Source organism: Nocardiopsis sp. NPDC006139, assembly GCF_040614155.1.
Lineage (GTDB): Bacteria > Actinomycetota > Actinomycetes > Streptosporangiales > Streptosporangiaceae > Nocardiopsis > Nocardiopsis changdeensis.
Window position 1 is genome coordinate 87,814 of record NZ_JBEXTT010000013.1, and the last position, 16,650, is coordinate 104,463.

The following is a 16,650-nucleotide window of genomic DNA, read 5'->3' on the forward strand; positions in this document are numbered from 1 at the left end:
GGCGAGTTTTCGGGGGTTTTCCTCGCAAAAGCCTGACGGAACCTCTCTGGAGAGGTTACGATCTCGTACGCGGTTGCGTAGTGGAAAGATTACGTCCGGTGAGAGGTGGCCTCGAGTGGCACGGGATGTCCGGTTCCAGGAATGTCTCCCGCACACCGGTGTGACGGTGGTATCGGTGGAGGGCGAGATCGACCTGGCCACCGTCCCGGGCCTGCGCGCCCGGTTGGCGGCGGCGGCCCGCGAGGAGGGCTGTGAGTGCCTGGTCGTGGACCTGGCGGGTGTGGGGTTCCTGGACGCGAGCGGCGTGGGCGCCCTGGTGGCGGCGCGGCGGGCGATGAACGCCCGGGGCGGCCGCCTCGTGCTGGCCCGGCCGCGCCCGGTCGTCTCCCGGGTCCTGGGGATCCTGGGCCTGGACCGGGTCTTCGAGATCGTGCCCGCCCCGGCCGCCCGCTGAGCACGCCCCGGCCCCCGGCGCGGGACCCGCGCCGGGGGCCGGGGCGCGGACAGGGGCCTTCGGGCCAGGGGGAGGGGACGCCCGTGCTCCTCCGGGGGCGGGGGCCGTGATGCGGCGCCCCCGGCCGTGATGGACACGCCGTCGCCGGAGGCCCCGGCGCCGCACCGGCCCCCGGCCCGGGGCCGCGCCCCCGGGCAGCGGGCGGGCCCGGGGGAGCGCTCAGCCGCGCTCCCCGTCCGCCCCCTCCGGCTCCCCGTCCCGCTCCAGGAACTGGGTCAGCAGGTCCGGGACGGCCAGCGCCGCCCAGGCCAGCCCCTGGCCCAGCCCCACGTCGGCGGCGGTGTACATGCCCTTGCCCGAGGCGGTGGTGGCCGACACGTGCGCCAGCCCGGCCCGGCGCTGGAACGGCGTGCGGGTGATCCGCCAGCCGATCACCGCCGACCGCTCCAGGGTCGTGGTGTCGCGCACCGCCATGCCCCGGCGCACCACCAGGTAGCGCGGGTGCAGGCCGTGCCCCAGCGCCCGGTGGGAGCCGACCGCGTACCAGAACGCCACCACCGCGAACGCGGCCCCCAGCAGCCACCAGCCCCAGGGCGGGGCGGCCTCCACCAGGTGGGTGACGACCGGCAGCGGGTTGAGCTCCTCCTCGATCTCGTGGGCGGCGTCCCACCACGCGGCCTCGGCCAGCGTGTGCAGCCACGCCAGCCCGCCGGCGACGGCGAAGCCCGCCAGCGAGGCCCACCCGGCGCGTACCAGGCGGCGGCTCAGGGCCGACCGCGGGTGCGCGGTCAGCGGCAGGTCCAGGGGCGACTCGGGGGTGCGCATCAGGTCCGCGGCCAGCTCCCGGGCTCGGTCCCGGGGCATCGGCGGGGAGAGGCGGCTCTTGGCCTGGGTCTTCTCCGCGTCCGCGGCCCCCAGGCCGGTGGCGACCGCGCGCACGTCCGCGCCTCCGGCGGAGCGCAGCACCAGGGGCTCGTGCAGGGTGACCCCGTTGAGGCGCCGGCCCTCGATCGTCAGGGACTGGCTGTTGAGCAGGCCCCGGCGCATGACCACCGTTCCGTTGGACTCCCGGGTCAGCCGGTAGTCCCACCAGGTCTCCACCGCGACGGCCACCAGGACGACCGTGCCCGACACCAGCAGGCCCACCAGTGCCGCCGGGACGACGAACAGCAGCCGGGCCATGACGAACGCACCGATCTCCGCGGTGCTGGGCAGCCCGGTCTGCTCGGAGATCCACCGGTAGATCCAGCCCTCGGACTGGGCGTTGGCGCCGATCAGGGCAGCTATGGCACCGATGCCGATGCCCAGGGTGGCGGTGGTGGCCGGGGCGTAGGCGAACCAGCGCCGGTCCAGGCGGGCCAGCTCCAGGCCGTCGGCCTCCTCCGCGCCCTCCGCGCCCTCCGCCCCTTCGGCGTTCCCGGCGGCCGGCGCGTCGCGGTACAGCAGCTCGCGGCGCAGCCGCTCGCCCTGGGCGGCGGTGACGAACTGGAGTTTGACCTGGTCGGATCCGGAGTCGACCTGTTCGCCGGTGCCGACGGTGACGACGCACAGGCCGAAGGGCCGGGCGTAGACCGGCGCCGCCACGTCCACGCTGCGCACGCGCTCGCGCGGCACCGAGCGGTAGGCCTTGGCGATCACGCCCGAGCGCATCTCCATGCGTTCGTCGGTGACGCGGTAGGAGACCGCTTTCAGGACCATCATGTCCAGGGCGGTGAGCCCGGCGATGAGCGCCAGGGCCCCGGGCAGCGGGGCCAGCGCCCACCAGGCCAGGTCCAGGACGATCAGGACGACGGTGCCCACGACGGCGGCGGGGACGATGAAGAGGGCGCCGGCGGCGGTATTGGCCCACACACTGAGCGGGCTCAGGCCCTGCCAGTCGCCCAGCGGGCGTTCGGTCGGGGGTCGCTGTGCGGTGGTCACGTGGCATCCCCCGGAACCGCCTGGGTGGTCTCGGTGAGCTGGTCGGCGACCCGGGTCGCCAGGGCGTGGTCCAGGCCCGCGATCTCGATCGGCCCGGCGGCCGAGGCGGTCGTGACGGTCACGCTGGACAGCCCGAACGCCCGCTGGAGCGGCCCGCGCGCGGTGTCCACGGTCTGGATGCGCGACATGGGGGCCACCCGCCACTCCTGCCAGAACCAGCCGCTGGAGGCGTAGACGGCGGTGTCGGTGACCTCCCAGCGGTGGACCCGGTACCGCCACTGCGGCATCACGAAGGTGATCAGCAGGCCGGGGACCCCGATGGCGGCGGCCGCGAGGAGGAACCAGAAGCGGACCGGCTCCCAGATCAGGGCGGGGACGACGGGGACCGCGGTGAGGACGACCGTCGTGATCAGCGAACGGGTGGTCCACCAGCGGACGGCCCGGGGGTCCACGCGGTGGTGCGGCGGGCGCAAACGCGGTGTGTCGGTGGTCATCGCGTCCACGTCTCCTCTCGGTCTTGTGGGCCCCTGTGGCCCGGCTCCTATAAAAAGTGATATCACAATGCTATGCTCGCGTCATCACTTGAGAGGGAAGGAACGCACATGACCGAATCCGCCACCCCCGCCCCCCGTTATCGGGAGGCCCCGCAGTACCGGGAGACCACGGCCAAGAGCCGCGACGGCATCGGCATGTTCCTGCTGGCCCTGCTGATCGTGCTCGCCGGCGCCGCTGTCGCCGGGACGCCCTTCCTGGTCGAGGCCGTGCCGCTCCTCGCGGCGATCATCGCCGGCGCCGTCATCGCCGTCGTCGGCCTCTTCCTCATGCTGGGGCTGACCATGGTCTCCCCCAACGAGGCCCGCGTCGTCCAGCTCTTCGGCCGCTACGTCGGCAGCGTGCGCACCGACGGCCTGCGCTGGGTGAACCCGCTGACCGACCGCAACGCCGTCTCCACACGCATCCGCAACCACGAGACCTCCGTCATGAAGGTCAACGACGCCTCGGGCAGCCCCATCGAGATCGCCGCCGTCGTCGTGTGGCAGGTGGAGGACACCGCCCGCGCCACCTTCGAGGTCGACGACTTCGTGGAGTTCGTGTCCATCCAGACCGAGGCCGCCGTGCGCCACATCGCCGGCCACTACCCGTACGACTCCTACGACGCCGAGGGCGCCCTGTCCCTGCGCGACAACGCCGACGCCATCACCGAGCGCCTGTCGGAGGAGGTCGGACAGCGGGTCGAGGCCGCGGGCGTGCGCATCGTGGAGTCCCGCTTCACGCACCTGGCGTACGCGCCCGAGATCGCCCAGGCCATGCTCCAGCGCCAGCAGGCGGGCGCCCTGATCGCCGCCCGCCAGGAGATCGTCGAGGGCGCCGTGGGCATGGTCGACCGGGCCCTGTCGCGGCTGTCCGAGGAGCACGTGGTCGAGCTCGACGAGGAGCGCAAGGCCACCATGGTCAGCAACCTGCTGGTCGTGCTGTGCTCGGACCGCCCCGCCAGCCCGGTCGTGAACACGGGGACGCTGTACCAGTGACGGGGTGAGGTGGCCGTGCCGGAGCGCAAGAAGGTGCTGCTGAGGCTCGACCCCGCCGTCCACGACGCCTTGGCGCGGTGGGCGGGCCAGGAGCTGCGCAGCACCAACGCCCAGATCGAGTTCCTTCTGCGCCGCGCCCTCGACGACGCGGGGCGGATGCCGAAGGAGGCCGGGGACATCCCCCGCCGCGGCCGACCCCGCAAGGAGGGGCCCGGGTCCCCGGACTCGGATGGCTGACACCCCCTGCGAGCGCGAGGCGCCGGACGCCCGCGGCGGGTGTCCGGCGCCTCGCCGCCGTCAGGGCCTCAGAGCGCGGCCGCGGCGGCGCGGCCGGCGGTCCGGCCCGAGAACAGGCAGCCGCCCAGGAAGGTGCCCTCCAGGGCGCGGTAGCCGTGCACGCCGCCGCCGCCGAACCCGGCGACCTCGCCCGCCGCGTACACGCCCGGCAGCGGGGTGCCGTCGGCGCGCAGCACCCGCGCGTCCAGGTCGGTGTGCAGCCCGCCCAGCGTCTTGCGGGTGAGGACGCGCAGGCGCACCGCGATCAGCGGGCCCGCCTTGGGGTCGAGGATCTGGTGCGGGGACGCCACCCGGATCAGCTTGTCGCCCCGGTAGTTGCGGGCCCCGTGGATCGCCGTCACCTGGAGGTCCTTGGTGAACGTGTTGACCATCTCCCGGTCGCGGGCCACCACCTCGCGGGTGACGGTGTCGGGGTCCAGCACCCCGTCCCCGGCGATCTCCCGCATCTTCTCGATGAGCGCGGGCAGCCGGCCGGCGACCGCGAAGTCCACCCCGTGCTCCTTGAACGCCTCCACCGGTCCGGGCGCGCCCGGCAGCGCGCGCTTGAGGAGGAGCCGGACGTCCTTGCCGGTCAGGTCGGGGTTCTGCTCCGAGCCCGACAGCGCGAACTCCTTCTCGATGATCTTCTGGGAGAGCACGAACCACGTGTAGTCGTGGCCGCTCTTCATGATGTGGTCCAGCGTGCCCAGGGTGTCGAACCCGGGGAAGTACGGGGCGGGCAGCCGCTTGCCGGTGGCGTCCAGCCACAGCGACGAGGGCCCGGGCAGGATGCGGATGCCGTGGCGGGACCAGATCGGGTCCCAGTTCTGGATGCCCTCGGTGTAGTGCCACATGCGGTCGGGGTTGATGATCTGCGCACCGGCCTGCTCGGTGATGCCGAGCATGCGCCCGTCCACGTGCTCGGGGACGCCCGACAGCATGTGCTCGGGCGGGGTGCCCAGCCGCTCGGGCCAGTTCTTGCGCACCAGGTCGTGGTTGGCGCCGATACCGCCGGAGGTGACGACGACCGCCTGCGCGGACAGCTCGAACTCCCCGGCGGCGTCGCGGTTGCTGGCCCGGCCGCGCTCGGCGTCGCTGGGCGCCAGCACGGTGCCGCGCACGCCCGTCACGGCCCCGCCGGTCACGACCAGCTCGTCGACGCGGTGGCGGAACCGCAGGGAGACCAGCCCCCGCTCGGCGGCGGCGCGCACCCGGCGCTCGAACGGGGCGACCACGCCCGGGCCGGTGCCCCAGGTGATGTGGAAGCGGGGGACGGAGTTGCCGTGCCCGTCGGCCAGGTAGCCGCCGCGCTCGGCCCAGCCCACGATGGGGAAGAGCCGCAGGCCCATCTGCCGCAGCCAGGAGTACTTCTCCCCGGCGGCGAAGTCCACGTACGCCTCGGCCCACCTGCGCGGCCACGCGTCCTCGGGGCGGTCGAAGCCGGCGGTGCCCATCCAGTCCTGGAGGGCGAGCTCCCTGGAGTCGCGGATGCCCATCCGGCGCTGCTCGGGGGAGTCCACGAAGAACAGGCCGCCGAAGGACCAGAACGCCTGTCCGCCCAGGGACTGCTCGGGCTCCTGGTCGAGCAGGATCACGTGCTTGCCCGCGTCGGCCAGTTCGGCCGCCGCCGCCAGGCCCGCCAGTCCCGCGCCGACGACGATCGCGTCGGCCTGATCCGCTGCGCTGCTCATGGGGGTCGTGTCTCCTCGACTCGGTCGGCCGTGCCCGCGGCACGCTGTGCGCGATGGTGACGACTGTGCTCCCTCGCCGGGCGCGGGGCAAGGGGCATGTGTGCCGTACGCCACAGCTTTTGTCAGCCTGTGACAAACCCGCAGGTATCCGGCATGATCATTCGGCCCGCGTGCGCCCGCTCCCCGCTCGACCGCGCCCGCGCAGGTCCCCGCCCCGACCGTCGACCGAGGATCCCCGTGTACTTTCCCCCTGCGGCCTTCGACCCCGGCCCCGCGGCCACCGTCATCGGCTTCGCGCTCCTGCTCTTCCTGCTCGCGGTCCCCTACGCGGTGTCCGCCCTGCCCCGGATCGCGCCCGTGTTCACGCGGCCGTCCGGCCTGGTGGCCCTGACCCTGCTCCTGTCCGCCGTGGAGGTGGCGGCGGTCATCGCCTTCCACGCCACGGCGGTGCACGGCCTCACCCTGCGGGACCTGGTGCCTGGGGGCTTCCAGGAGACCGCGCCCGAGTGGCGGATCCTGGTGGGGGAGGAGCCCCCGTTGTGGCTGGTGTCCGGTGCGGTCGCCGCCCTGTTCGCGACCTTCGTGGTGTGGGCGGTGCGCGAACGGGCACGGGTGCCCGAGCCGCGGCACACCCCCCTGGCCCGTTGGTCGGGCGGGGAGATGCTGCTGTACCGGGCGTCCCTGCCCCTGGGGCTGTCGTGCGGCGTCGCCGCGTACTACCTGGTGCTGTACCCGCTGCTGGCGGCGCACTTCGGGCCGCTGACCGGGGTGCTGGTGGTCGCCCTGGTGTCCGGGTGCCAGTACCGGACGTCCGGGCCCGCGGCGATGCTCTGGTGCTGTGTGATCGAGGCGGGCCTCCTCGGGCTCTACGCCTTCGTGCTTCCGGGAGGGCTGGCCGCGCCCCTGCTCCTGTGGTCCCTGTTCGGGGTGGTGCTCGGCCGGATGGCGGCGAGGCAGCGCCTCGGGGAACTCGGGGATCCGGTCCTGGAGGTCACGGTGCTGGACGCCGACGGCGCGCCGGTGCCGCGGCGGGAGGACTGACGTGTACTTCGTCCCGCCGGGCTTCGAGCCCGGACCGACCGCCCTGGCGGTCGCCGCCGTCCTGCTGCTCGTGATGCTGCTGCGTCCGCTCTTCTCCACGCGGACGTACGCGGACGCCCCCGGGGCGCCCGCCCCTCTCACCCAGCTGGCCGTCGTCCACCTGGGGTTCGTCCTCGCGGAGGTGGTCCTGTCGGTGGCCTTCCTCTACACCCTGCACGCGGCCACCCCGGCCGCCCTGGGCCTGGACCCGATGGCGGTGGGGCCCGAGCACCTGTGGATGCCGGAGGGGGCCGGGCACTGGTTCGGCCCGGCCGCCGGCGTCGCCCTGGGCGGGTTCGCGCTGCTCGCCGTGCTCGTATGGTGGGAGCACCGGGGCGGCCCGGGGGAGCCCCCGCCGCCCACCGAGCGGCTCGTGCCGCGCACCGCCGCCGGGTGGCGGCTGCTCCTGGCCGTTCCGGTGCTCGACGGGCTGTCCGGGGTGCTCGTGTTCGCCCTGGTCCTCTACCCGACCGTGGCGGTCCTGGTCGACCCCTGGGCGGCGGTGCTGGCGGCGGGCTGGATGTGGGGCTGGCGCAGCTGGCGCTGCCCCATGAACGGCGGGGTCGGTGCGGGCACCCTCTTCGGGGTGTTCGCCGCCCTGCTCTACGCCCTGGGACTTCCGGGTTTCCCGGTCCCGGGGGCGTTGATCATGGTCGGGATGGGCGCGCACCGGTCGATCCTCTTCCACCGGCTCCTTTCGGCCCTCGCAGACCGGGCCGACGACGAGGCGCCCCTGGAGGTGCTGGAGGTGACGGTGGAGGACCCCGGGCGGCGCTGAGCACGGTGGGGGCGCCGCCGCGCCCCCACCGCGTTCACGCCCCGAAGCGGACCAGCGACCGGCCGCCCTTGCCCTGGCGCATCCGCTCGAACGCGTCGGGCACGCCCGACAGCGGGATCTCGTCGGTCACCATCGCCCCGAGCCGCAGCTCGCCCGAGCGCACGCTCTCGGCGATGACGGGGATGTCGCGGTCCGGGTCGCTGGACCCGAACACGCAGCCGCGCAGCGTGCGGGCCTGGTGGAACAGCTCCAGGGCGTTGAACGTCACCTCGTCCTTCACCGATCCCAGGCCCACCACGGTGACGGTGCCGCCGCGGCGGCTGGCCCTCCAGGCGGCGCGCACCACCTTCGCCGAGCCCACCACCTCGAAGACGTGGTCGGCGCCGCGCCCGCCGGTGAGCGCCCGCACCGCCTTGGACAGGTGCTCGTCGGCGAGCAGGAACTCGGTGGCCCCCAGCGACCGGGCCAGTTCCTCCTTGTCGGGGGAGACGTCCACGGCGACCACCGGGTCGGCCCCGGCCATACGGGCCGCCTGGAGTACCGACAGGCCCACCCCGCCCAGGCCCATGACCACGGCCGACTGGCCCGGGCGCACGGCGGCGGAGTTGTTGACGGCGCCCCATCCGGTGAGCACCGCGCACCCCAGGATGGCGGCGGCGGCCGGGTCCAGGCCGTCGGGCAGCGGGACCACGGCGTCGGCCCCCACGACGGTCGCCTCGGCGAACGCGCCGCAGCCCAGGCCGGGGTGGACGGGGGTGCCGTCGGTGAGGTGGGCGTAGGGGACGGCGGACCGGTCCAGGGCGTGCTCGCACAGGTGGGGTTCGCCGTTGCGGCAGAACCAGCAGGCGCGGCAGGCCGGGGCCCAGTTGAGGATGACGTGCTGGCCGGGGTTGACCGAGGTGACGCCCTCGCCGACGGCCTCGACGGTCCCGGTGCCCTCGTGGCCCAGGACGGCGGGCCACTTCTGGGCCAGGGTCCCGTTGGACAGGGAGAGATCGGAGTGGCACACCCCGGCGGCGGTCAGGCGCACCCGCACCTGGCCGGGCCCGGGGTCGGGCAGCACGAGATCCCGGATCTCCGGGGGTGCCCCTTGGGAGGCGAAGACGGCGGCCTTGACGGTCGTACTCATGGTAGGAACTCCAATCGCGGACTGCCGCGATCCTAGCGATACCGACCGGTCGGTAAAAGAACGGGGTTCGGTTGTCGGGAAAGTCCCATGGCCGGTTCTTTGTTCTTTTCGACCGGTATTTTGCCCGCCCCCGGTGATCATGGGGACTAGGGAGGCACCATGGTCAATCCTGTCTGGGTGGGCACCCTCATGTTCGGCGAAGTGCCGATCGGGGTGCGCCTCTACAGCGCCCGCGAGCGCCGCGGACCGGTCCTGCACCAGTTCGAACGCGGCACCGCCGACCGCATCCGCTACGTCCGCGTCAACGAGCGCACCGGCGAGGAGGTCCCCGCCGAGAAGATCGTGCGCGGCGCCCGCACCGCCGTCGAGGACGAGTACGTCGTCCTGGAACCGGAGGAACTGGAGGAGATCCTCCCGCACGGGTCGCGCACCATGCGCCTGGACGGGTTCGTCTCCGAGGGCTCGGTCGGGCCCCTCTGGTACGCCTCCACCTACTACATGGCCCCGCGCGACCCCGCCGACGCCCAGCCCTACCAGCTGCTCTACGCGGCCCTGGACCGCACGCGCCGGGCGGGGACGGCCACCGTCGTCCTGCGCGACCGCGAGTCCCCGGTGCTCATCGAGCCGACCCGCGGCGTGCTGTCCGCCTCCACCCTGTGGTGGCCCGACGAGGTGCGCGCCCCCGACGACGTGATGCCGCCGGTGCCCTACCCCGCGCTGGGCAAGGAGGAGCTGGCGCTGGCCGCCGAACTGGTCGACTCGCTGTCGGTCGACTGGGACCCGGCCCGCTACGAGGACAGCTACGGCCACCGCCTCACCGAACTGGTGCGCGCCAAGGCCAGGGGAGGCACCATCACCCACCGGCCCGGCGGGGAGGACCGGCCGCGCCGGACCGAGGGGGCCTCCGGGGACGGCGCGCTCCAGGAGGCGCTGCGCCGCAGCCTCCCGCACGGGCGCGCCCCCGGGCCGCGCCCGCCCGCCCGCGGCGAGGGCCGGCGCACCAAGCGCGAACTGCTCCGGCGCGCCTCGGAGCTGGACGTGCCGGGCCGCTCGAAGATGAACCGTGAGGAACTGGAGGAGGCGGTGGCCCGCGCGGGCGGCCGCTGACCGCGCGCCCCGCGGCCGCCCCCGCGCCCGGACGGGCGCGGGGGCGGCCCGTGCCGGGGACCGCGTGTTCACCGAACCGTGCCCCTTGGCCCGGCCCCGGTGCGGGTATCCCCACATCGAACGGACGAACCCCGAGGCGGCGCACGGTGGTGAAGGCTGTGCCGCCGCGGGGGTCCGTGATTCCCGACGGTCTCACTGGGAGGTTCAATGAAGAACCCGACCGGTCCGGTGGCGGTTCGACGGCACTACCTCATGTGCCGCCCCACCTACTTCGCGGTCGAATACGCGATCAACCCCTGGATGGACCCCGCCGTGCGGGTCGACCGGGAGCGGGCGATCCGCCAATGGGAGGCGCTGCGCGACCTCTACCTGGAGCTGGGCCACGAGGTCCAGGAGATCTCGCCCATCGAGGGGCTGCCGGACATGGTGTTCGCCGCCAACGGCGCCCTGGTGGTCGACGGCCGGGTCTACGGCGCCCGCTTCGCCAGCGCCGAACGCACCCCCGAGGGGCCCGCCTACCTGGAGTGGTTCCGGGCCGCGGGGTACACCGAGACCCGGGAGCCCAAGCACGTCAACGAGGGGGAGGGCGACTTCATCACCCTCGACGACGTGGTCCTGGCCGGCACCGGCTTCCGCACCGAGGCGGCCGCGCACCAGGAGGCCGAGCGCTTCCTGGGCCGCCCGGTGGTGACCCTGCAACTGGTGGACCCCCGCTTCTACCACCTGGACACGGCCCTGTTCGCGCTGTCGGGCGAACGCGTCGCCTACTACCCGGGCGCGTTCTCCGCGGGCAGCCGCAGGGTGCTGGAGGCGCTGTTCCCGGACGCCCTCGTCGCCACCGAGGACGACGCCAGCGTCCTGGGCCTGAACGCCGTCTGCGACGGCCGCAACGTGGTCCTGGCCGCCGAGGCGCGGGACCTGGCCGACCGGTTGCGCGCCGAGGGCCTGACCGTCCACCCGGTGGAGCTGGACGAGCTGCGCAAGGCCGGCGGCGGCGCCAAGTGCTGCACGCTGGAGCTGCGCCCGGCGTACGGGCAGGCCGTGACGGACTGACGGGAGGCGGCCGGGTGCCGCGCACCCGTGTGCGGTATCCGGCCGTCCAAACCCCGGAGAATGTGGGATACACCACCATGGGTGAGGGTGGACTCACCCGTAGTCACAGGTCATCCGTCCGCCACGGAATCCGAAGCCCCTCCGCGCCCGGAAACGGGTGCCGGGAGGCCCTGGTCAAAAGAGGGCGGATCAATAGGGTTCGTCAGAGTGAAGAGCAAACAGCGCAGACTACCGCGTCGGATCCGTGAACAACTGATGATCGACGCCGCCGTCACGGAATTCTCCCGGGGCGACTACCACACGGTGCGCGTCGAGCAGATCGCCGCGGCCGCGGGTACCTCCAAACCGACGGTGTACCACTATCTGGGCTCGAAGGAAGGCATATTCACCGCCTGCGTGCGCCGCGAGTCCGAACGCCTCATGCTCACCCTGCGCGCCGCCGTCCACGACCCCCGCGCCCCGCGCGGAGAGGACCCCCTGCGCCGCGGAATCCGCGCCTTCTTCGGATTCGTGGTGGAGAACAGGGAGAGCTGGACCGTCCTGTACCGGCGCGCCGCCGCCGGCCCCTTCGCCGCCGAGGTGACCCGGGCCCGCGACCGCGTGCTGGCCGAGGTCACCGACCTCATCACCACCTGCGGCGGGCTGCCCGGGGACGTCCGCGAGCGCGACGCCGCGCTGCTGGCCAGGATCGCGGTGAGCACCGCCGACGCGTTCGCCGACTGGCTGCTGGACCACCCGGGGGAGAGCCCCGAGGCGATGGCCGACCACGTCACCGCCCTGACCTGGGCGCACCTGGAGGCACGCGGAGCCCCGGCCGGAGCGTAGGGCGTGTCCGGCGGATCATTCCGGGTCGCGGTCGCCGGGCCGCCTCTCGCCGCGCCGCCTGTGCTCGGACGGCCGACCCCGGGCCGACCTCGCCGGGCGGCTTGCGGGAGATCGCCCGACGACCGCTCCCGGCACCCGGCGCGAGCGCCGGGACGCACGAAGGCATCCACCGGACACGCCTCGGCGGCGGGGCGCCCGCGTGCGCCGGAGCGCCCCGCCGCTCCGGCCCGGGGCCCGCCCGGAGGGGGCGTGCGGCCGTCCGGAGGGACGCGGGGCGCAGCCGGAAGGGCGCCGGGGCCGGCCCCCACACCGGTCCTCGACGCCCTTGAGGACCTTCCGCCGCGCGACGGGCGGGCCGCAGCGGGGCGGAGGTCCGGAAGAGTACGGCCTCAGGCCCTGCGGGCGTGGTTCAGCGCGAGCACGCTGACCAGGTCGTAGGCGACGTGGGAGGCCGCGGTCGAGGTGATCTGCGCGTGGTCGTAGGCCGGGGCGACCTCCACCACGTCGGCGCCCACCAGGTTGCAGGAGGACAGCCCGCGCAGGATCTCCAGCAGCTCGCGGCTGGTCAGCCCGCCCGCCTCGGGGGTGCCGGTGCCGGGCGCGTGCGCCGGGTCCAGCACGTCGATGTCCACCGACACGTAGAGCGGCCGGTCGCCGATGCGCTGGCGCAGCGCGTCGGCGATCTCGTCCACGCCCTTGCGCATGACGTCGGCGGAGGTGACGATCCCGAAGCCGAAGCGGCGGTCGTCCTCCAGGTCCTTCTTGCCGTACAGCGGGCCCCGGGTGCCGACGTGGCTGATCGCCTCGGTGTCGAGGATGCCCTCCTCCACGGCCCGGCGGAACGGGGTGCCGTGGGTGTAGGGCTCGCCGAAGTAGGTGTCCCAGGTGTCCAGGTGGGCGTCGAAGTGCAGCATCGCGATGGGGCCGTGCTCGCGGTACAGCGAGCGCAGCAGCGGCAGCGCGATGGTGTGGTCGCCGCCCAGGGTGACCAGGCGGGTGCCCGCCCGCACGAAACCGGAGGCGGCCTCGTCGATGGTCTCCACGGCGTCGCCGATGGAGAACGGGTTGACCGCGATGTCCCCGCCGTCGACCACCTGGGCGGTGGCGAACGGGGACACGTCCAGGCCCGGGTGGTAGGGGCGCAGCAGGCGGCTGGCCTCACGGATGGCGGAGGGGCCGAACCGGGCGCCCGGACGGTAGGAGACACCGGTGTCGAAGGGGACGCCGACCACGGCGATGTCGGCCCGCTCGACCTGGTCGATGCGGGGCAGCCGCGCGAACGTCGCGGGTCCGGCGAAACGCGGTACGAGGCTGGAGTCGGTGGGTCCGATCGGTGCGCTCATCGGGCGGTGGTGTCCCTCTCGTGGTCGGCGCGCTCTGCGCGGCGGGTCGGGGGTGCGACCGGCGACGTCGTCGGCGCCGGCCGCACGCGCTCCGGTCAGGGTAGGCGGGAACCCGGGACCACTCCAGTGGACGAAAAGCACAATCGGATGTGTTCCCATGGACGGAGTATCCAAGGCCGATCCAGGGGTCGGAGGGTGTCCGGGGAGGGCCGGGCGGGGGAGGGGGACGGGTGGACGAGGAGCACCGCGGGGCCGACGGCATCGCGCTGGGCACCGTGCTGGCCCGCCGCGACCTGGGCCTGCGCCCGGTCGTGGCGGCGGGGGACCCGGCGGTGACCTGGGCGGTGTCCAGCGAACTGGCCGACCCCACTCCCTACCTGCGCGGCGGCGAGCTGCTGCTGACGGCCGGCAGCGGGCTGCCCGCGGACGGGGCCGGGGTCCGCGCCTACGTGGCCGCCCTGGTGGAGACCGGGGTGGCCGCCCTCGGGTTCGGCGTCACCCCGGTCCACGACGCCGTCCCGGCCGCCCTGGCGGAGCAGTGCCGCCTGCACGGGCTCCCCCTGTTCGAGGTGCCCCGCCCCACCCCCTTCGCCGCCGTGGTCCGGGCCGTCGCCGAGGCGCTGGAGGAGGTGCGGCTGCGCGACCTGCGCCGCCTGGGCGAGGCCCACCGCGACATGGCCCGCGCCGTCTCCGCACCCGACCCGGCCGAGCGCGTCCTGCGGGTGCTGGCCTCGGCCCTGGACGCCTGGGCCCTGGTCCTGGAACCGGACGGGTCGGTGGCGTTCTCCGCCCCCGGGGCGCCCGACGACCCCGGACCGGAGGCCGCCGAACTGCTGGGCCGCCTGACGGCGCCGGCCGGACCGCGCAGCGCCAAGACCCGCCTGGCGGGCGACGAGGTGTTCTGGCACACTGTCGGCGCCCCGCCCCGCGAGTACGGGGTGCTGCTGGTGGGGCGCCCCGAACCGCTGGGCCTCACCGACCGCGCCGTGCTGCGCACCGCCACCGCCCTGCTCGACCTGGTCGCGCGCACCGCGCCCGCGCCGCCCCCGGTCCCCGGGGCGCTGATCACCGCGCTGCTGCTGGACGGCGGGCCCGGCGGCGCGGCGGCGCCCCTGCTCTCCGAACTGGCCGGAGACCCGTCGGCGGACCGCTACCGGGTGCTGCGCGCCGCTCCGGCCGGGACCGGCCGGCCCGCCCCGCCGCCGCTGCCCACCGCCGTCGCGGGCACCCTTCCGGACGGGACCCTGCGCGCCGTCCTGGCCGACCGGGGCGCCGACGCCCACCGGGCCGACCTGGACGGCCTCGCCCTGTACGGCTGGACCGGCGCGGTCGGCGACCCGGTGCCGCCCGGGGACCTGCCCGGCGCCGACCGCCGCGCGGCCGCGCTGCTGGACCGCGCCCGCGCCGCGGGCACACCGCTGCTGTGGGAGGAGGACACCGACCCCTTCGCGGAACTCCTGGACCCGGCCGCCGCCGACGCCCTCGCCCGCCGGGTGCTGGGGCCGCTGGCGGGACGGGACGACACCGCCCGGATGCTGCGCCGCACCCTGCGGGCCTGGCTGACCCGGCACGGCGGCTGGGACCGGGCCGCCGCCGACCTGGGCGTGCACCGCAACAGCGTCCGCTACCGGATCGGCCGGATCGAACGCGAACTGGGAGTGGACCTGGGCGACCCCGAGCAGCGGATGCGGCTGTGGTTCGCCCTCACCCGCCTGCCCGGCGGCTGAGCCGCGGCCCGCTGCGGCCGGGCCCGGGGAGGCGCGGTGGCCGTTATCGGCCAATCGCGCGGTATCCCTTGCACGTCGGCTGTTCCCGGCCCCGGAGATGGTGGAAGCTGAAGGGCCACCCCGGCGTCCGGACCCGGTGGCCGCGCTCCGCCTCCCGTGCCTTCGGCCACCCGTCACCTCTCACAGAAAACGGATGTGGACAGTGCCATCGGCCTCCGAAACGCGCGTCTGTCGCGGTTCGCTCAACGACGCCGGATTCGAGGCAGGACACTGGATGGACGCCACCGTGAACACGAGGTCAGGGAGCCCCATGTCGTTTCCTCCGCTGGACACGGCCCTGCCCGCAGGGGTCGACGCCCGCGAACACGCCCTCGCACTGCGCCGGATGCACGACGCGTCCCTGAGCGGACGCCCCGGCCCGGTCCGGCCGCGACCGGTCATCGAGGACTCCTGGAACCGTATGCGCCGCTTCGGCATCGACCCCGACGCCGGGCCGCCGCCGCGCCTGGTGTCCACCGACGAGCTGCACCGCCGCCGGCAGGAGTCCCCCATCGCCGAGGTCCTGCCGCTCATCCGCCGGTCCCTGGTGTCGGTCGCCGACGAGGCCGACCACATCATGCTGGTCACCGACGCCTCCGGCCAGGTCCTGTGGCGGGACGGCTCGCACCGCATGCGCGGCGTCGGCGACCGGGTCGGCCTCGTGGAGGGCTCCTACTGGAACGAGGGCAGCACCGGCACCAACGCCATCGGCACCGCCCTGGTGGTAGGCCGGCCGGTGCAGGTGTACTCGGCCGAGCACTTCGTGCGCAACCTGCACGCCCTGACCTGTGCCTGCGCCCCCATCCACGACCCGCGCGACGGGCGCCTGCTGGGCGCCATCGACGTCACCGGCCCGGTCTCCACCATCCACCCCTCCACCCTGGCCCTGGTGAGCGCCGTCGCCCAGCTGGCCGAGGCGCACCTGCAGAGCATCCACCACACCCACCTGGAGCGGCTGCGGGCGGTGTCGGCGCCCCTGCTGGCCGGGATGCGGGAGCGGGCCCTGGTGGTCGACGAGACCGGGTGGACGGCCGCCGCCGTCAACATGGAGCCCATCCGCCGGGTGCTGCTCCCCACGCACCGCGAGAGCGGTACCGCCTGGCTGCCCGCCCTGGGGGAGTGCTCCCTGGAGCCGCTGCCGGGCGGCTGGCTCGTCCGCCCCAGGCCCGCCGAGTGCACGGCGCCCTCGGTGGTCACCCTGGACCTGTCCGGGCCCGCCCCGGAGGTCACGGTCGAGGGCAGCAGCGGCAGCTGGGCGCACCGTCCCACCCCGCGCCACGCGGAGCTGCTGCTGTTGCTGGCGGTGCACCGGTCCGGGCGCACCGCCGCCGAGCTGTCCACCGACGTGTTCGGGGCGGTCGGGCACGTGGTGACCGTCCGGGCCGAGCTGTCCCGGCTCCGCCGCCACCTGGGCGGCATCGTGGAGAGCCGCCCCTACCGGTTCAGCGAGGACGTGGTGGTGCGCGTCGTGCTGCCCGACTTCCCCGAGGACCTGCTGCCGGGTTCGGACTCCCCCGGGGTGCGCGAATTGCGGTCCCGGGTGGGATCGGGTGACGGAGCGGTTCCCCTCGGTGTCGAGGTCGCAACCTAGTGCAACCGTTGCGGACGGGGTCCCGGGCGCGTTTGATGGGTCGTGCGCGGCCCCTGCCGGGGCGGACGTCGGGCAAGAGAGGGCGCGACGGCCGCAGCAACCGGGAGC

Annotated in this window: 15 protein-coding genes; 10 read left to right on the plus strand and 5 right to left on the minus strand. The window is 74.6% G+C overall.

Annotated features, from left to right (window positions below):
* Positions 1 to 115: 115 nt before the first annotated feature.
* The gene (locus ABZ249_RS18825) at positions 116 to 454 is read left to right on the plus strand and encodes an STAS domain-containing protein (protein ID WP_355264323.1); all 339 of its coding nucleotides are present in this window, start codon (positions 116 to 118) and stop codon (positions 452 to 454) included.
* 219 nt (positions 455 to 673) lie between these two features.
* Here the strand turns inward: ABZ249_RS18825 and ABZ249_RS18830 are convergent, their stop codons facing one another.
* Together ABZ249_RS18830 and ABZ249_RS18835 are read right to left on the minus strand one after the other, a co-directional pair.
* A complete protein-coding gene (locus tag ABZ249_RS18830) occupies positions 674 to 2,374 on the minus strand; it encodes a PH domain-containing protein (RefSeq protein ID WP_355264326.1) in 1,701 nt (566 codons plus the stop codon).
* A complete protein-coding gene (locus ABZ249_RS18835) occupies positions 2,371 to 2,868 on the minus strand; it encodes a PH domain-containing protein (RefSeq protein ID WP_355264329.1) in 498 nt (165 codons plus the stop codon). The genes ABZ249_RS18830 and ABZ249_RS18835 overlap by 4 nt, the downstream gene beginning before the upstream one ends.
* A 108-nt stretch (positions 2,869 to 2,976) precedes the next feature.
* Between ABZ249_RS18835 and ABZ249_RS18840 the strand changes: the two genes are divergently transcribed.
* Both ABZ249_RS18840 and ABZ249_RS18845 read left to right on the plus strand, forming a co-directional pair.
* Positions 2,977 to 3,903, plus strand: a complete 927-nt coding sequence (locus tag ABZ249_RS18840; RefSeq protein ID WP_355264332.1) for an SPFH domain-containing protein — start codon at positions 2,977 to 2,979, stop codon at positions 3,901 to 3,903.
* A 15-nt stretch (positions 3,904 to 3,918) separates the two neighbouring features.
* The gene (locus tag ABZ249_RS18845; RefSeq protein ID WP_220561357.1) at positions 3,919 to 4,140 is read left to right on the plus strand and encodes a hypothetical protein; all 222 of its coding nucleotides are present in this window, start codon (positions 3,919 to 3,921) and stop codon (positions 4,138 to 4,140) included.
* A 68-nt stretch (positions 4,141 to 4,208) separates the two neighbouring features.
* On the opposite strand, the gene ABZ249_RS18850 is transcribed toward ABZ249_RS18845, so the two are convergent.
* Positions 4,209 to 5,870, minus strand: a complete 1,662-nt coding sequence (locus ABZ249_RS18850) for an FAD-binding dehydrogenase (protein ID WP_355264335.1) — start codon at positions 5,868 to 5,870, stop codon at positions 4,209 to 4,211.
* 237 nt (positions 5,871 to 6,107) lie between these two features.
* On the opposite strand from ABZ249_RS18850, the gene ABZ249_RS18855 reads away from it, so the two are divergent.
* Positions 6,108 to 6,911: a hypothetical protein gene (locus ABZ249_RS18855; protein WP_355264338.1), complete on the plus strand. Its 804-nt coding sequence runs from the start codon at positions 6,108 to 6,110 to the stop codon at positions 6,909 to 6,911.
* Between the two features lies 1 nt (position 6,912).
* Positions 6,913 to 7,728, plus strand: coding sequence for a hypothetical protein (locus ABZ249_RS18860; protein ID WP_355264340.1), 816 nt, complete (start codon positions 6,913 to 6,915; stop codon positions 7,726 to 7,728).
* Positions 7,729 to 7,762: 34 nt separating this feature from the next.
* Here the strand turns inward: ABZ249_RS18860 and ABZ249_RS18865 are convergent, their stop codons facing one another.
* Entirely contained in the window at positions 7,763 to 8,857 is a 1,095-nt protein-coding gene (locus ABZ249_RS18865; protein ID WP_355264343.1) for a Zn-dependent alcohol dehydrogenase, read from the minus strand.
* 159 nt (positions 8,858 to 9,016) lie between these two features.
* Between ABZ249_RS18865 and ABZ249_RS18870 the strand changes: the two genes are divergently transcribed.
* The 3 genes from ABZ249_RS18870 to ABZ249_RS18880 all read left to right on the plus strand — a co-directional run bounded on the left by ABZ249_RS18870 (position 9,017) and on the right by ABZ249_RS18880 (position 11,842).
* Positions 9,017 to 9,964, plus strand: coding sequence for a Ku protein (locus ABZ249_RS18870; RefSeq protein WP_355264346.1), 948 nt, complete (start codon positions 9,017 to 9,019; stop codon positions 9,962 to 9,964).
* Between the two features lie 207 nt (positions 9,965 to 10,171).
* A complete protein-coding gene (gene ddaH, locus ABZ249_RS18875; protein ID WP_355264349.1) occupies positions 10,172 to 11,017 on the plus strand; it encodes a dimethylargininase in 846 nt (281 codons plus the stop codon).
* A 207-nt stretch (positions 11,018 to 11,224) separates the two neighbouring features.
* Positions 11,225 to 11,842, plus strand: a complete 618-nt coding sequence (locus ABZ249_RS18880; RefSeq protein ID WP_220561350.1) for a TetR/AcrR family transcriptional regulator — start codon at positions 11,225 to 11,227, stop codon at positions 11,840 to 11,842.
* Between the two features lie 389 nt (positions 11,843 to 12,231).
* Here ABZ249_RS18880 and speB read toward each other — a convergent pair whose 3' ends face one another.
* A complete protein-coding gene (gene speB / locus ABZ249_RS18885; RefSeq protein ID WP_220561349.1) occupies positions 12,232 to 13,185 on the minus strand; it encodes an agmatinase in 954 nt (317 codons plus the stop codon).
* Between the two features lie 230 nt (positions 13,186 to 13,415).
* On the opposite strand from speB, the gene ABZ249_RS18890 reads away from it, so the two are divergent.
* Positions 13,416 to 14,912, plus strand: coding sequence for a PucR family transcriptional regulator (locus tag ABZ249_RS18890; protein WP_355264354.1), 1,497 nt, complete (start codon positions 13,416 to 13,418; stop codon positions 14,910 to 14,912).
* 310 nt (positions 14,913 to 15,222) lie between these two features.
* A complete protein-coding gene (locus tag ABZ249_RS18895; protein WP_355264357.1) occupies positions 15,223 to 16,542 on the plus strand; it encodes a GAF domain-containing protein in 1,320 nt (439 codons plus the stop codon).
* The last annotated feature ends 108 nt before the right edge of the window (positions 16,543 to 16,650 follow it).

Coding starts and splice junctions, on each gene's coding strand:
- ABZ249_RS18835 (WP_355264329.1), bottom strand. CDS start 2,868: ATGACCACCGACACACCGCGTTTGCGCCCGCCGCACCACCGCGTGGAC.
- ABZ249_RS18840 (WP_355264332.1), top strand. CDS start 2,977: ATGACCGAATCCGCCACCCCCGCCCCCCGTTATCGGGAGGCCCCGCAG.
- ABZ249_RS18850 (WP_355264335.1), bottom strand. CDS start 5,870: ATGAGCAGCGCAGCGGATCAGGCCGACGCGATCGTCGTCGGCGCGGGA.
- ABZ249_RS18865 (WP_355264343.1), bottom strand. CDS start 8,857: ATGAGTACGACCGTCAAGGCCGCCGTCTTCGCCTCCCAAGGGGCACCC.
- ABZ249_RS18870 (WP_355264346.1), top strand. CDS start 9,017: ATGGTCAATCCTGTCTGGGTGGGCACCCTCATGTTCGGCGAAGTGCCG.
- ddaH (WP_355264349.1), top strand. CDS start 10,172: ATGAAGAACCCGACCGGTCCGGTGGCGGTTCGACGGCACTACCTCATG.
- speB (WP_220561349.1), bottom strand. CDS start 13,185: ATGAGCGCACCGATCGGACCCACCGACTCCAGCCTCGTACCGCGTTTC.
- ABZ249_RS18895 (WP_355264357.1), top strand. CDS start 15,223: ATGTCGTTTCCTCCGCTGGACACGGCCCTGCCCGCAGGGGTCGACGCC.